The sequence below is a fragment of the Aeromonas sp. sia0103 genome (assembly GCF_963895295.1).
In the GTDB taxonomy this organism is placed as follows: Bacteria; Pseudomonadota; Gammaproteobacteria; order Enterobacterales; family Aeromonadaceae; genus Aeromonas; species Aeromonas encheleia.
The window spans coordinates 1-256 of record NZ_CAWQKG010000041.1 but is presented as its reverse complement, the minus strand read 5'-3'; the positions used below and the strand labels follow the sequence as shown (position 1 = coordinate 256).

The window sequence follows — 256 nt, the reverse complement described above, 5'->3', positions numbered from 1 at the left end:
GCCATCGTCGTCGAAGCTGAACACCGAGCGCTCGCCATCGGCCAGCACGATGCTGTCCGAGACCCTCACCGGATCGCCATCGGCGTCGGTACGGATCACCTCATACTGCAGCGCCAGGCTGCCCTGATTCAGCAGCAGGCTCAGCGCTTCGTCAAACAGTCCGTCGCTGCCATGTGCCAGCGCTTCGAATTGGGTGGTTTGCAGTTGCAGCACGCCACCGCCTACATCGACGATCTGGATGCTGAAGACAATGTTG

The 256-nt window shown here is 60.9% G+C and carries 1 protein-coding gene; it reads right to left on the bottom strand.

Annotated features, from left to right (window positions below; genetic code table 11):
• The coding region (locus AACW18_RS13935; protein ID WP_218390094.1) for a hypothetical protein at positions 1-256 on the bottom strand (256 nt) is incomplete at both ends.